The organism is Solimonas fluminis (genome assembly GCF_002930645.1).
GTDB classification, from domain to species: Bacteria; Pseudomonadota; Gammaproteobacteria; order Nevskiales; family Nevskiaceae; genus Solimonas_A; species Solimonas_A fluminis.
The window spans coordinates 195,189-209,357 of sequence record NZ_PSNW01000009.1; the positions used below are offsets into that span (position 1 = coordinate 195,189).

12 protein-coding genes and 1 other RNA gene are annotated in these 14,169 nt (G+C 70.8%); 8 read left to right on the forward strand and 5 right to left on the reverse strand.

Going from position 1 to position 14,169, the window contains the following annotated elements; translation table 11 throughout:
* Window positions 1-3: 3 nt before the first annotated feature.
* From xseB to C3942_RS16310, 8 genes are all read left to right on the forward strand, one after another.
* Window positions 4-252, forward strand: a complete 249-nt coding sequence (xseB, locus tag C3942_RS16275; RefSeq protein ID WP_104231417.1) for an exodeoxyribonuclease VII small subunit — start codon at window positions 4-6, stop codon at window positions 250-252.
* Window positions 249-1,145 carry a polyprenyl synthetase family protein gene (locus tag C3942_RS16280; protein WP_104231418.1) on the forward strand — a complete coding sequence of 299 codons (897 nt, stop codon included), beginning with the start codon at window positions 249-251 and terminating at the stop codon, window positions 1,143-1,145. Before xseB ends, C3942_RS16280 begins: the two co-directional genes overlap by 4 nt.
* On the forward strand, window positions 1,142-2,419 hold the full coding sequence (locus tag C3942_RS16285; RefSeq protein ID WP_104231419.1) for a hypothetical protein: 1,278 nt from the start codon (window positions 1,142-1,144) through the stop codon (window positions 2,417-2,419). Before C3942_RS16280 ends, C3942_RS16285 begins: the two co-directional genes overlap by 4 nt.
* Before the next feature lie 15 nt (window positions 2,420-2,434).
* The gene (locus tag C3942_RS16290) at window positions 2,435-3,091 is read left to right on the forward strand and encodes a hypothetical protein (protein ID WP_104231420.1); all 657 of its coding nucleotides are present in this window, start codon (window positions 2,435-2,437) and stop codon (window positions 3,089-3,091) included.
* On the forward strand, window positions 3,091-5,874 hold the full coding sequence (locus tag C3942_RS16295; protein WP_104231421.1) for an ATP-binding protein: 2,784 nt from the start codon (window positions 3,091-3,093) through the stop codon (window positions 5,872-5,874). Before C3942_RS16290 ends, C3942_RS16295 begins: the two co-directional genes overlap by 1 nt.
* Window positions 5,875-6,028: 154 nt before the next feature.
* Window positions 6,029-7,915, forward strand: a complete 1,887-nt coding sequence (gene dxs, locus C3942_RS16300; RefSeq protein WP_104231422.1) for a 1-deoxy-D-xylulose-5-phosphate synthase — start codon at window positions 6,029-6,031, stop codon at window positions 7,913-7,915.
* 186 nt (window positions 7,916-8,101) lie between these two features.
* Window positions 8,102-8,395 carry an encapsulin-associated ferritin-like protein gene (locus C3942_RS16305; RefSeq protein WP_104231423.1) on the forward strand — a complete coding sequence of 98 codons (294 nt, stop codon included), beginning with the start codon at window positions 8,102-8,104 and terminating at the stop codon, window positions 8,393-8,395.
* Window positions 8,396-8,606: 211 nt separating this feature from the next.
* Window positions 8,607-9,170, forward strand: a complete 564-nt coding sequence (locus C3942_RS16310) for a DNA-deoxyinosine glycosylase (RefSeq protein WP_243393637.1) — start codon at window positions 8,607-8,609, stop codon at window positions 9,168-9,170.
* Window positions 9,171-9,174: 4 nt separating this feature from the next.
* Here C3942_RS16310 and C3942_RS16315 read toward each other — a convergent pair whose 3' ends face one another.
* From C3942_RS16315 to yoaA, 5 genes are all read right to left on the reverse strand, one after another.
* The gene (locus C3942_RS16315) at window positions 9,175-9,498 is read right to left on the reverse strand and encodes a YbaB/EbfC family nucleoid-associated protein (protein WP_104231424.1); all 324 of its coding nucleotides are present in this window, start codon (window positions 9,496-9,498) and stop codon (window positions 9,175-9,177) included.
* A gap of 19 nt (window positions 9,499-9,517) precedes the next feature.
* Window positions 9,518-11,143 carry a DNA polymerase III subunit gamma/tau gene (gene dnaX, locus C3942_RS16320; protein WP_104231425.1) on the reverse strand — a complete coding sequence of 542 codons (1,626 nt, stop codon included), beginning with the start codon at window positions 11,141-11,143 and terminating at the stop codon, window positions 9,518-9,520.
* Between the two features lie 152 nt (window positions 11,144-11,295).
* Window positions 11,296-11,392, reverse strand: an RNA gene (ffs, locus tag C3942_RS16325) — signal recognition particle sRNA small type.
* Window positions 11,393-11,466: 74 nt separating this feature from the next.
* The gene (tsaB, locus tag C3942_RS16330; RefSeq protein ID WP_104231426.1) at window positions 11,467-12,171 is read right to left on the reverse strand and encodes a tRNA (adenosine(37)-N6)-threonylcarbamoyltransferase complex dimerization subunit type 1 TsaB; all 705 of its coding nucleotides are present in this window, start codon (window positions 12,169-12,171) and stop codon (window positions 11,467-11,469) included.
* 76 nt (window positions 12,172-12,247) lie between these two features.
* Window positions 12,248-14,155 (reverse strand): DNA repair helicase YoaA, encoded by a 1,908-nt coding sequence (gene yoaA, locus C3942_RS16335; protein WP_104231427.1) that lies wholly within the window; start codon window positions 14,153-14,155, stop codon window positions 12,248-12,250.
* Window positions 14,156-14,169 lie beyond the last annotated feature (14 nt).

Sequence of the window (14,169 nt, forward strand, 5' to 3'; positions counted from 1 at the left end):
TCCATGCCCAAGCCAAGCAGCCCGCAAGCCGAGGCCCCCGCCGATCCGGTCAGCCAGTTCGAGGACGCGATGCGGGAGCTGGAGGAGATCGTGCAGCGCATGGAGCGCGGCGACCTGCGCCTGGAAGAGTCGCTGCAGCTGTTCGAGCGCGGCATGGCCCTGAGCAAGTCCTGCCGGGGATCGCTGGACAGCGCCGAGCTGCGCGTACGCAAGCTGCTGGCGCCGGACCCGAGTCTGGACCCCGAAGCGTGAACGGCGATTCCTTCGCGAGCCGCGTCCCGGCCTACCAGGAGCGCCTGCGGCGCAGCCTGGACCGCTGGCTGCCGCAGGAGACGCAATACCCCGCCCGCCTGCATGCCGCCATGCGCTATGCCAGCGACGGCGGCAAGCGACTGCGGCCCCTGCTGGTCTATGCCGCCGGCGAGGTCCTGGGGCTGCCGCCCACCGCCCTGGACGCCCCGGCCTGCGCCGTGGAGCTGATCCACGCCTATTCCCTGGTCCACGACGACCTGCCGGCGATGGACGACGACGACCTGCGCCGCGGCCGCCCCACGGTGCACAGGGCCTACGACGAGGCCACCGCCATCCTGGTCGGCGACGGCCTGCAGGCCCTGGCCTTCTTCCTGCTGGCGCACGATCACGGCTCCGGGCTGGACCCGCTGCAGCGCCTGAAGATGATCGAGGTGCTGGGCGACGCCGCCGGCAGCCGCGGCATGGTCGGCGGCCAGGCGGTGGACCTGGAGTCCGAGGGCAAAAGCCTGAGCCTGCCCGAACTGGAGGCCCTGCACATCCACAAGACCGGCGCCATGATCCGCGCCTGCCTGCTGATGGCCTGCTACGCCAAGGCGCCGCTGGACAGCGCCCATCTCGATGCCCTGGACCGCTACGGCAAGTGCATCGGCCTGGCTTTCCAGATCCAGGACGACATCCTGGACATCGAGGGCAATGCCGCCACACTGGGCAAGACCGCCGGCAAGGACGAGGCCGCGCACAAGTCCACCTACCCGGCCGTCATGGGCCTGCCGGCCGCGCGCGAGCGTGCCGAGGAACTGTTCGACGTGGCCCGCGCCGCGGTCAACGTCTTCGGCGCCGAGGCCGAGCCGCTGGTCTGGCTGGCCAACCACATCCAGGGGCGCAACCGTTGAGCGGCCCGTCTGCGGATAGCACCGCCGACACCCGCCTGCAGGACTTCTTCCGCCCCGGCTACGAGGCGGCGGACGTGGCGGCCCTGCAGCCGCTGCTGCAGTCGCGCGAGGCGCTGGCCGCGCTGATGACCGTGTTCCACGGCACCGAAAGCGCCGTGGTGATCCGCCTGCTGATCCTGCGCGAGGTCGCCGCCCGCGGCGACCAGCCCAACTGGCAACCCAGCGAGCTGCGCGAGCGCTTCGCCTACCTGGACCCGGCCAAGCTGGAGAACGTGCTGCAGCGCCTGCGCGAGAACACGCTGCTGCAATGGGACAGCGAGACCGCCGTCTACCAGCTCAGCCCGCTGGGCCGCATGGTGGTGACGGCACTCTCCACCCTGCTCAAGTTCGACGACCAGGGCGAGGAACTGGGCTACATCGCCGGCCAGATCGCCGCCGGCAGCGCGGTGGGCAAGGTCGATGCCGAGGTGCTGCAGCACCTGCTGTCGCGCCTCAACGAGCTGCACGGCGAGCTGGAGCAGGCCGTGCTGTCGCGCTCCGAGCGCCGCATCCGCGCCGCCGAAAGCCGGCTGGAGCGCGTCTGGGAGTGGGTCGAGAAGAGCATCGGCGTCATCGACAGCGTCAAGGAATACCTCGACGACCCCGAAGTGCAGGACGTGGCCTACCGCATCGCCCGCGTGCAAAGCACCCTGCTGTCGATGAGCAGCGTGTTCCAGCGCGAGCTCAACAAGCTGGAAAGCCAGCGCGTGCACCTGGGCAACAGCGGCCTGTCCAGCGCCGACCTCGGCGCCTGGCTGCGCAGCCGCAGCACCGCCGAACTGGAGCGCCTGAGCGATGACGCCGTCAGCGTGCTGCCGCGCCATGCCTTCCTGCTCGGCGACCTGCTGCTGGACGTGGCCGAGCACGAACTGATCGACAAGGTCCGCCCCGAGCGCCTCGACACCCCGCTGCCGCCGGCGGTGGAGAACGCGCAGGCGCCCGAGATGCCCGGCGAGGAGCAGGCGCCGCAGTTGCTGGAGTGGTTGTCCGAGCTGGGCGATCTGGCGCAGGTGATGGAGGTGGAGCAGTGCGTGCCGCACCGCGACTTCGAGCACTCCTCCTACCGCTATTCCCTGCTGTCGCTGCTGGGCGACCCCGAGTCGGCTACGCTGACCGGCCCCACCGCCGACCTCGCGCGCCTGCCCCGGCGCTGGCTGATCGAGGAAGACCGCCTGACCACGGTCAACCGTGCCGGCGTCGGCCGCATCAGCGCCGGCCGCGTCGAACCCACTTAGGACCTGTTGAACACCATGGACAAGGACATCGCCATCCTGATCGCGCGCCTGTCGGCCCGGCAGGTCCTGCCGCGCAGCGACGCGCTGGTGCGCCGCGCCATCACCGACGCCTCCTTCCACGAGCAGCTGCAGGCCCGGCTAGCCGAATGCGGCCTGGAATTCCATGACAACCCTTACGCCGACCATGTCGCCCTGCGCCTGAAGCGCGAGTTCGAGGCGCCGGTGATGGGCGGCGAGAGCACCTGGCTTTCCAACAACCTCGGACTGCCGCGCGACGCCATCGCCCTGCTGGTGGTGCTGTGGGCGCTGCTGATCCTGCCTAAGCGCCAGCGCCAGATCGAGCGCAAGCAGAAGGAGCAGCCGGCCGACCAGGGCGAGATGTTCGCCCAGGAGAAGCCGGTGCCCGATGCCGCCTCGGTCGGGGTCAGCGTCGCCACCGCCGCGCTCTATTCGGACTTCGCCGACCGCCTCGGCGGCCGCACCAAGCTGCAGGCCAACCTCGGCACGCTCAAGCGCCTGGGCTTCGTCGAGGAGACGCGCAAGGGCGAACTGATCGAAGGCCCCCTGCTCGACGTGGTGCTCGACTACAACCGCATGGCCGGCCGCATCCTCGATGGCGCGCTGACCGACCTGCTGGCCCAGGCCAGCCCGCCCGCACCGGAAGCCCCCTGATGTTCCGCTTCGAAAAAATCGAGGTCCTCCACTGGGACTACTGGCGCCGCTTCAGCCTGCCGCTGGAGAGCGCGATCGTCACCGTGGTGGGGCCCAACGGCTCCGGCAAGACCACGCTGCTCGACGCCTTCCGCACCCTGCTGGCCATCGAATGCGCCAGCGGCCGCGACTACAAGCGCTACGTGCGCCGCGCCGACCAGCCCTACGCCTGGCTGCGCGCCGTGGTGCAGAACCCGCGCCGGCCCTCCGGCCAGCAGGCCTTCTTCCCGATCAAGGATCCCCTGGTCACCCTGCTCTGCCGCATCCGCAAGAAGGGCGGCGACTGGGAGCGCCAGTACGGCATCGCGGCCGGCGACGTGAGCATCGAGCAGGCCGAGCAGCATCCGGACGTGCGCTGGGTCGGCCTGCGCCAGTACGAATCCGACCTGGAGCACGCCGGCCTGACGCGCGCCATCCGCCGGGTGCTGGCGCTGGAACAGGGCGACACCGACAAGCTCTGCGAATACAGCCCGCGCCAGCTGCTGTCGCTGGTGTTCAACGTCTTCGGAGACCAGGAAGTGCTGGACAACTACGCCCGCGCGCAGGACGACCAGCGCCTGGCGCAGAAGGAGCTCGACGAAACCGAGATGCGCCGCGCCGACCTGGGCCTGCACCTGCAGGAACACGAGGCCAAGGTCAATTCCTTCCGCCAGTGGATGTCGCTGACCCGCGAGGCCGAGGCCGTGCAGGCCGAATGGCTGCCGCGCGTGCGCATCGCCGAGAACTACGCCGCCATCAAGGGCAGCCGCAGCCAGCTCGCCGGCCTGCGCCAGGAACACGCCCAGCAGTCGCGCGAACTCGCCTCCGGCGAGGGCCGCCTGCGCGAACTGCAGCAGCGCGACGAGGCCGCCGCGCAGCGCAAGTCCGCGCTGCAGGCGCAGATGACCGAGGCCGGCCAGGCCTTGCAGCGCGCCAACCGCGCGCTGGCCGGCACCGAAGCCTTGCTGGGCGAGCGCAGCCGCCTGGAACAGCGCGCCGCGCAACAGAGCGAGGGCTTCGACGCCGCCGCGCTGAGCCAGGAGCAGGAAAGCCTGCGCGAGGAGCACAGCCGCCTGAAGCTGGAGCGCAGCGAACTGCGCGCGGCGCTGCCGGAGCTGGAATCGCGCATCACGGCCCTGCAGTCCGGCCGCGCCCCTACGCCGGACGACGTCACCCGCTTCCGCCGCGCGCTGGACGAGGCGGGCATCGGCCACCAGACCCTGGGCGAGATCGTGCAGATCCGCGACGAGGCCTGGCATGCCGCGGTGGAGGCCGTGCTCAAACCGTACCGCCACGTCATCCTGCTGACGCAGGCCGGCGATGCCTCCCGCGCCTGGTCGCTGGGCGAAAAGCTGCGCTACCGCCACTTCGTGGTGCCGGAGCGCGCCCCCGCCCCCGCGCCGCGTGCCGGCACCCTGGCCGAGTGCGTGCGCTTCCTGGCGCCGATTCCCGGCTGGCTCGGACAGCTGCTCAACGACATCCGCCGCGTGGCCGACGCCCGCGAGGGCGCCGACCTGGCCCGCAACCAGTCCTGGATCACGCCGGCCGGCTACCACGGCGAACGCCGCGGCGCCCGCGACATCGGCGTCGGCGACTTCCATTTCGGCGCCCGCGCCCTGGACCAGGCCCGCGAGCAGCTGGAACAGCAGCAGCGCCGCCTCAACCGCATCGCCGAGCGCGAGGCCGAGCTGACCGCGCGCATCAGCACGATCCAGGCCCTGCTGTCGGGCTCCCGCGCCACTCAGGACCTGGCCGACCGTGCCGCGGAGTTCGCCGCCGCCGAAGGGCGCCTCGAGGAACAGCGCCAGGCCGTGGGCGCGCAGCAGGAGCGCTTCAATGCCCTGCGCGAGGAGGAACAGGGACTGGCCGAGCAGCTGGCCCAGCTGCACGCCGACAGTCGGGCCGCCGACGCCCGGCTGCGCCAGTTGCGCCAGCAGGTGCCGCAGCTGGCGCAGCGCCTGCACGAGGACCGCGAGGAACAGGCCCGCCGCATCGCCGGCCTGCGCCAGGACTGGCGCCGCCGCCCGCAGTGGCGCAGCAGCACCGCGCGCGCCGAGGCCCGCGCCAGGTTCGGCTCGGTCGGCGAAGCCGAGCGCGAGGTCGAGCGCCTGCACCGCCAGCTGGCGGAGGGCACCTTCGAGCGCGACCCGCAGGTGGTGGCGGTGCGCGACAAGCTGCTCACCGACCATACGCAGCTGGAGCGCACGATCCAGGACCGCGGCGTACACCTGGACCGCGCCCGCCGCCTCACCGACGACGCCCGCGGCGCCTACATCAACAAGCTGCGCGCCACGCTGCGGCGCTACGCCCAGAACGTGCAGCAGCTGGGCGGCGTCGCCGGCATCGGCGTCGAGGTACAGCACCCGGACATCCGCAACGACGACCTGTCGCTGGCACAGGCCGGGCTGGAAGTGCGCTTCAACTTCGACCAGAAGGGCCTGATCGGCCTCAACGACGGCGAGGCCTCCGGCGGCCAGCAGGTGATGAAGTCGATGATCCTGCTGGTGGGCCTGATGATGGACGAGAGCAGCGCCGGGGGCTTCGTGTTCATCGACGAGCCCTTCGCCCACCTGGACATCTTCAACATCGACAAGGTCGGCGCCTTCCTGGCCTCCACCCGCGCGCAGTACATCCTGACCGCGCCGGTGTCGCACAACGTCAACGTGTTCAAGCCCTCGGGGCTGACCCTGGTGACGCAGAAGCGCAAGCCGGGCGAGCGCTGGGCGCCGCCGGTGGCCGTGCTGACCCGGCAGGCCCCGGCATGACGGCACCGCCGGGCGCCCCCGGGCCGTCCGGCCAATCACAGGACCCGGCACAGGCGCTAGCCTGAAATCGGCATATTTGCTGCAATGCAACATAGAACGCATAATTGCACCGCATTTGCACCAATGCGGCGCACACAGGGTTCATAATTCCGACATGGTCGAAATTCCCGGGTACACCTTGCTGGGCCGCGTCAACACGCCGGCCGAGCTGCGTCGCCTGCCGCTCTCCGAACTGCCGCACCTGGCCGTCGAGATGCGGCGCTATCTCATTGAAACCCTTGGGCGGATCGGCGGGCATTTCGCCGCCAACCTGGGTACGGTGGAGTTGAGCCTGGCGCTGCACTACGCCTTCGACACGCCGCGCGACCGCCTGGTCTGGGACGTGGGCCACCAGGCCTACCCCCACAAGATGCTCACCGGCCGCCGCGCCCGCCTGGAGACCATCCGCCGGCTCAATGGCCTGATGCCGTTCTGCCACCGCGGCGAAAGCGAGTACGACACCTTCGGGGTGGGCCATTCCTCCACCTCGATCTCCGCCGCCGCCGGCATGGCCGCCGCGGCGCGCATCAAGGGCGAGAAGCGCCGTGCGGTGGCCATCATCGGCGACGGCGGCATGACCGGCGGCATGGCCTTCGAGGCGATGAACCACGCCGGCCACATCGGCCTGGACATGCTCGTGGTCTACAACGACAACGACATGTCGATCTCCGAGAACGTCGGCGCACTGCGCAACCACTCGGCCCGCCTGGTGAAGAAGCTCGGCCTCGGCGCCCCGCACGGCAACCGCGCGCTGCAGGACGACGAGGAGCACAACGAGGCCCACCTGGAGAACCCGGGCGCGCTGTTCGAGACCCTGGGCTTCAGCTACCACGGGCCGGTGGACGGCCATGACCTCGACGCCCTGCTGGCCGCCTTCGAGCGCCTCAAGGACGCCAAGGGACCGCAGCTGCTGCACGTGCTCACGGTCAAGGGCAAGGGCTTCGACCCGGCCGAGGCCGACCCCATCAAGTACCACGGCGTCACCCAGTTCGACCCCGTGACCGGCGCCTTCCCGGCCAAGAAGCCCGGCGGCAAGCCGGCCTACACCCAGGTGTTCGGCGACTGGCTGTGCCAGGCCGCCGATCGCGACCCCAAGGTGGTCGGCATCACGCCGGCGATGCGCGAGGGCTCCGGCCTGGTGGAGTTCTCCAAGCGCTTCCCGGAGCGCTATTTCGACGCCGGCATCGCCGAGCAGCACGCCGTGACGCTGGCCGCCGGCCTGGCCTGCGAAGGCCTGAAGCCGGTCTGCGCGATCTACTCCACCTTCCTGCAGCGCGGCTACGACCAGCTGATCCACGACGTGGCGATCCAGAACCTGCCGGTGGTGTTCGCCATCGACCGCGGCGGCCTGGTCGGCGCCGACGGCGCCACGCATCACGGGGCCTTCGACCTGTCCTTCCTGCGCTGCATCCCCAACATGGTGGTGATGGCACCCTCGGACGAGAACGAGTGCCGCCGCATGCTCGCCACCGGCCTGTCGCTGAGCCAGCCCTCGGCCGTCCGCTACCCGCGCGGCAACGGCCTGGGCGTGGAGATGGACGAGGACCCGCGCCCGCTGACCCTGGGCAAGGGCCGCATCCTGCGCGAGGCCATCGGCCGCCGCCGCCCGCGCGTGGCCATCCTGGCCTTCGGCGCGATGGTGCAGCCGGCCCTGGAAGCCGCCGACATCCTCGATGCGGTGGTCGCCGACATGCGCTTCGTCAAGCCCCTGGATGCCGAACTGGTCCTGCAGCTGGCCCAGGAGAACGACCTGCTGGTGACGCTGGAGGACAACAGCCGCGTCGGCGGCGCCGGCAGCGCGGTCAACGAGCTGCTGGCCCAGCACCACCAGCTGGTGCCGGTGCTGAACCTCGGCCTGCCCGACCACTTCATCGAGCATGGGACCCGCGAGGAACTGATGGCGCAGATCGGGCTGGACGGCCCGGGCATCCTGCGCACGATCCAGAAGCGCCTGCGCAGCAAGGACCTGGACGAGCCGCTGGCCAAGCGCAGCCAGGGCTGAATCGGGGCTGCCGCGGATGGCCGGGCGGGCCCTGGGCGAACGGGCGGCGTTCCACCCTGGGCGAGCCTCCGCTCCATCCCCGCCAGCCCCGGCGAATTTCCCTGCCCTTTGCCTGTCTCAAGCGAGCAGGATGAGCCCTGGCCGCGGGCCGGGCCCCCTGTGCGCAAGCCAAGGAGGGCTTGAGCCATGTCGAACGAGGGTTACCACGAGCCGGTCGGCGAACTGACCGCGGCCACCCGTGACTATCACCGTGCCATCGTTTCCCTGATGGAGGAACTGGAGGCGGTGGACTGGTACAACCAGCGCATCGATGCCTGCCAGGATGTCGAGCTGAAGAAGATCCTGGTCCACAACCGCGACGAGGAGAAGGAGCACGCCGCCATGGTGCTGGAATGGCTGCGGCGCCGCGATCCGAAGTTCGCCGCCGAGCTCCGGGAGCGCCTGTTCAGGGAAGGCCCCATCGCGCATCCCGGGGACTGAAGGCGGCCGCGCGGCTCGCGGCCTGTCCTGACACCCGTCAAATTTCCCATTTCCTGCCCCGGCGGCTCCGGGGCAGGATGGGGGCATCCCGGCCGGTGCGTGACCGCTGGAGCGGCTGGACCCGGGCTCTCGTCCCCCCGGGGCGGAGCACGGCCAGGGGCGGCTGCTATAAGCAAACCGTCGAAACCGTCCCGATGGGGGCACCCGAGAAATGCTGCTCCAGAACCTCGAGAACCCGGCCGCGCCGCGCGCCTATCCGATGATCGCCATGACCAGCGTGCAGAGCTTCAAGCCGATGTCCGACGAACGGTCCACGGTCCTGATCCTGGGGTCGATGCCGGGCGCCGCCTCGCTGCGGGCCGAGCAGTACTACGCCCACCCGCGCAACCAGTTCTGGTGGCTGATGGGCGAACTGGTCGGCGCCGGCGCCGACCTGCCCTATGAACGGCGCATGGCCGTGCTGCGCGAGAACGGCATTGCGCTGTGGGACGTGCTGGCGCGCTGCGAGCGCCCGGGAAGCCTGGACGCCGACATCGTCGAGGAATCCATCGTGGCCAACGACTTCTCGCTGTTCTACCGCCGCCACCCGCGCATCTGGCGGGTGTTCTTCAACGGCAGCAAGGCCCAGAGCAGCTACCAGCGCTACGTGCAGCCGCTGCTGGCCGGTGCCGACGCCCACATCGAGTACCAGCGCCTGCCGTCCACCAGCCCGGCGCATGCGAGCCGGCCGGCGGCCGACAAGCTCGAGGCCTGGCGCTCGATCGTCGGCAGGTAGGGGTTCAGAAGCCCAGGTTCATCCCCGGCGGCAGCTGCATGCCGGCGGTGACCTTCGCCATCCTCTGGCGGCTGGCCTCCTCCACCTTCTGCGATGCGTCGTTGACCGCGGCGGCGATCAGGTCTTCCAGGAATTCCTTGTCCTCCTGCAGCGCGGCCGGATTGATCTCTACCTTGCGCGCCTGATACTTGCCGGTCAGCGTGATCTTGACCATGCCGGCGCCGGACTCGCCGGTCACCTCCATCTTCGCGATCTCGTCCTGGGCGCGCTTGAGGTTCTCCTGCATCTGCTGCGCCTGGCGCATCATCTGGCCGATGTTGCCTTTCATGGGGTCTCTCCTAAATCTCTTATGAATCCAGCGGCTGTACGGAGCCTGGGCGCACCTGGGCGCCGAACATGTCCCTGAACGCACGCACCACCGGGTCGGCGTCGATCGCCGCCTCGGCGGCACGCTGCCGGTCGGTGGCGCGCTGCTTGTCCAGCTCCACCGGTGTATCCGCCACCGGCGCGGTGGCGATCTCGATATGCAACTGGATGGCCTCGCCGAGCTGCGCCGACAGCGCCTGCTCGATGGCCATGCGGCGGCTCTCCTGCAGCAGGTGCTTCAGGCGCGAGTCCAGCGTCAGGCTCACGCGGCTGCCGTCGCGGCCGACCCAGGCGCAGTTGCGCGCCAGAGGCTTGGTGAAGCCGTCCAGGCCCAGGGCCTCGACACGCTCGTCCCAGGCGGCATCGGGACGCAGCAGGATCGGCGGCGGCACCGGCCGCACCGCGGGGGCGGCGGCCCTGGCCATGGCGGCCGCCGGGGCGGCGGCGGGCGCCGCGGAGGCGGGGCGCGCGCCCGCCGGCGCCGTCCGCGCCTGGGGCGTGCTGCCGGCGTTCTGCGCCGGGGCCGGGCCCGGGCGGAAGGCCAGCATGCGCAGCAGGGTCATCTCGAAGCCCATGCGCGGATCCGGTGCCCAGGGCATGTCGCGGCGGCCCAGCACCGCGATCTGGTAGTAGAGCTGCACGTCCTCGCGGCCCAGGCGGTCCTTCAGCTCCACCAGCGCCGCGTCGTCGTCCTCGGCGCGGGCATTGGGCAGCAGCTGCAGCACCGCGATGCGCTGCAGGTGCCCGGCCAGGTCGTTGAGCAGGGCACCGTAGTCCGGCGCCTGCTCTTCCAGGCGCTGGATGCAGGCCAGCAGGGCATCGGCATCGCCGCCGGCCAGCGCGGCCAGGATCTCGAACAGGGTCTGCCGCCCGGTGGTGCCGAGCATCTCCTCCACGCCCTCGCGCTTCAGGCCCTGTCCGCCGGAGAAGGCGATGGCCTGGTCCACCAGCGACAGGCCGTCGCGCATCGAGCCGTCGGCGGAACGCGCGATCTCGGTCAGCGCGCCGATCTCGTAGGCCACCGCCTCGTCGTCCAGCACCTTGGCCAGCTGGTCGCGGATCACCGACACCGGCAGGCGCTTGAGGTTGAACTGCAGGCAGCGCGACAGCACCGTCACCAGCAGCTTCTGCGGGTCGGTGGTCGCCAGGATGAACTTCACGTGCGGCGGCGGCTCCTCCAGCGTCTTCAACAGCGCGTTGAAGGCGCTCTTGGACAGCATGTGGACTTCGTCGATCAGGTAGACCTTGTAGCGGCCGCGGGCCGGCGCGTACTGCGCGTTCTCGATCACCTGGCGCACGTCGTCGACGCCGGTATTGGAGGCCGCGTCGATCTCCAGCAGGTCCACGCAGCGGCCTTCGTCCACTTCCTTGCAGGCCGAGCAGACGCCGCAGGGATTGGCGCTGACGCCGGTCTCGCAGTTCAGGCACTTGGCGATGATGCGCGCCAGCGTGGTCTTGCCGACGCCGCGCGTGCCGGTCAGCAGGATCGCCGGATGCAGCTTGTCGCCGTCCAGCGCATGCGACAGCGCCTTGACGACGTGCCCCTGCCCCATCACGTCCTCGAATTTCCGCGGACGGTACTTGCGGGCCAGCGCGAGATAGCTCATGGGTGGCGGGAAGAATGGGTGAGCCGCGATTGTCGCGGATTGGGACGGGTCAGGCCAGTCTGGGAGTTCACTACATCCAGAAGGACTTGAGCCGCCCCGGCCGCAGGTCCGGCAAGACGCCGCGGCCTGGCGGAAGCTCAATAAGGCGGCGGCCCGTACCAGCTGACTCCGGCACCCAGCGACACCGCTGCCGTTGCTCCCTTCCGGGCCTGGCGGGGTTCACGGCTTGCCGTCGCGGAGGGCCGGCACGGGCCACCATTGACAGTTTCGCGCCGGGGTCCGGCGCGAGGGAGGCGAATTCTGCCTGAATCGGCGCCCTGCGGCTACCGGCTGGCGCGCAGCGCCGCCTGCTCCAGCAGGGTCAGCGCCACCTTGTTGCGCAGGTACAGCGGCAGCAGCGCGTCGCCGGAGATCGCCTGCCCCCCCTGGAATTGCGGCAGTGCCAGCCGCAGGATGTCCTCGGCATGCGGCAGCGCGTCCGCCACCACTTGCCGCGGCTCCACCGCCGCCGCGGCCCGCAGCGCGTCGCCGTAGCTGCCCCAGCCGGTGCCAACCGCCGTCCATTCCCCCCCCGCGGTCCGGGGCACTTCCACGGGGGTGCAGACCCGTTCTTCGAGCAGCGGCTGCGGCAGCCCGTCCGCCGTGGCGCGATAGGCGCCCCAGTAGACCTCGTTCATCCGCGCATCGATCGCCGCCAGCACCCGCGATGCTCCGCCGCGGATCGCGCGCAGCGCCATCGCCGGCAGCGAGGACACGCCGACCACGGGCCGGTCCAGCGCCAGCGCCAGACCCTTGGTGTAGCCAACGCCGATGCGCACGCCGGCGAAGCTGCCGGGGCCGACGCCGCAGGCGATGCCGTCGAGCTGGGAGAACGCCAGCCCCGCACCCGCCACCAGCTCCTGCACCATCGGCATCAGGCGCTCGGTGTGGCTGCGGCCGGCAGTCTCGAAGCGCTCCTGGATGCGCCCGTCCACGGACAGGGCGACGGAGCAGGCTTCGGTGGCGGTATCGAGGGCAAGGATCTTCATGGCGATATTGTAGGAGCGGCCGTCGGCCGCGAGCGATGGTTGTCGGGATGCGCCGGGTTCGCGGCCGATGACCGCTCTACGAAATGGCGTCCATCCAGTCCCGCACCTCGCCCAGGTCGGTCAGCACCGGCATGCGCGGCAAGCTGTCCAGCACCTGCCGGCCGTAGCCCTTGCTGCGCAGGCGCGGGTCGCAGAGCATCAGCAGGCCCCGGTCTTCCGCGTCGCGGATCAGGCGCCCGGCACCCTGGCGCAGCATGACGATGGCCTCGGGCAGCTGCAGGTCGAAGAAGGGCTTGCCGCCGCCGCGGCGGATGGCGTCGAGCTTGGCCTCGTAGACCGGGTCGCCCGGCGCGGTGAACGGCAGCTTGTCGATGACCACCACGCGCAGGGCCTGGCCCTTGACGTCCACGCCCTCCCAGAAGCTGCTGGTACCCACCAGCACGGCATTGCCGTCCTGCGTGAAGGCCTCCAGCAGGGCCGAGCGGCTGTCCTCGCCCTGGACGAAGATCGGCAACTGCAGCCGCGCGCGCAGGCCGGCGGCGATGCGCTTGAGCGCGCGGTGGCTGGTGCAGAGCACGAAGACGCCGCCACGGCTGGCATCGATCACCGGCAGCACCGCGTGGACCACCGCCTCGGGATACTCGGGATGGTTGGGCTCCGGCAGGTCGCGCGGCAGGTACAGGCGCGCCTGGCTCTCGAAGTCGAAAGGGCTTTCCAGCTGCAGCGTGTGCGCCTGCTCCAGCCCGAGTTCCCGGGTGAAATGGCCGAAACCGTCGCTGGTGGCCAGCGTGGCGGAGGTCAGCACCCAGGCGCCGGGATAGGTCTCCAGCATGCGGCGGAAACCCTCGGCCACCAGGATCGGGGTGGCGTGCAGGCTGCCGCCGCGCAGCGCCGGCTCGGCCCAGCGCACCTGCTCCGGATCGACACCGGAAATGATGTGGCCGTAGCGGCGCAGCAGGTCGTCGGCACGCTGCACGCAGCCGGCCAGCTCGGCATTGCGCTCCTCGAAGGGCTTCACCGCCTCGAACAGCGCCTGCAGGGCATCGCCGGCCTCGGCGCAAAGCTCGCGCGTCATCGGCCGCGACAGGAACTCCTGCAGCGTCACCCGCCCCTGAGGACCGGCGAAGGCATTCTCGAAGCGGGCCGTGGCCGCCGTCAGCGCCTCCGCGGCTTCGCGCAGCTGCGGCATGTCGCCGAGGTTGTCGGCCTCGGTCTGGCTGTCCTTGGCCAGTTCCTGCAGCTGCCGTGTCGACAGGCGCTGGCCGAAGAACTGCGCCGCCAGTTCCGGCAGCTGGTGCGCCTCGTCCACCACCACGGCGTCGGTGCCGGCCAGGATCTGGCCGAAGCCCTCCTCCTTCAGCACGAAGTCGGCGAACAGCAGGTGGTGGTTGATCACCACCACGTCGGCCGCCTGCGCGTTGCGCCGCGCCCGCGCCACATGGCACTGGTCGAAGTCCGGGCAGCGGCTGCCCAGGCAGTTGTCGGCGGTCGAGGTGATCTGGCGCACCAGCACTTCCTCGCCCTCCAGGCTGCCCAGCTCGGAGATCTCGCCGGTCTGGGTGCGGCGCGCCCAGTCCTCCACCTCGCGCAGGCGCAGGTAGAGGAACTTCAGCGCCGGCACCAGGCGGGCGCGCTTCATGCGGTAGAGGCAGAGGTAGTTGCCGCGCCCCTTCAGCAGGGCCACGCGCACGGGGATGCCCAGGGCATCGCGCACGCGCGGCAGGTCGCGGTGGTAGAGCTGGTCCTGCAGGGTCTTGGTGCCGGTGGAGATGGCCACGCGGCGGCCGGACATCAGCGCCGGCACGAGATAGGCATAGGTCTTGCCGGTGCCGGTGCCGGCCTCGACGATCAGCGTGTGGTCGTGCCGCAGGGCCTGCTCCACCGCCTCCGCCATCTCCTGCTGCGGCAGGCGCGGCGTGAACTGCGGGAGGCTGGCCGCCAGCGGTCCGTCCGCGCCCAGCAGCGCGGCGGAGGAATCGTCCATCGCGTTCGCGGAGC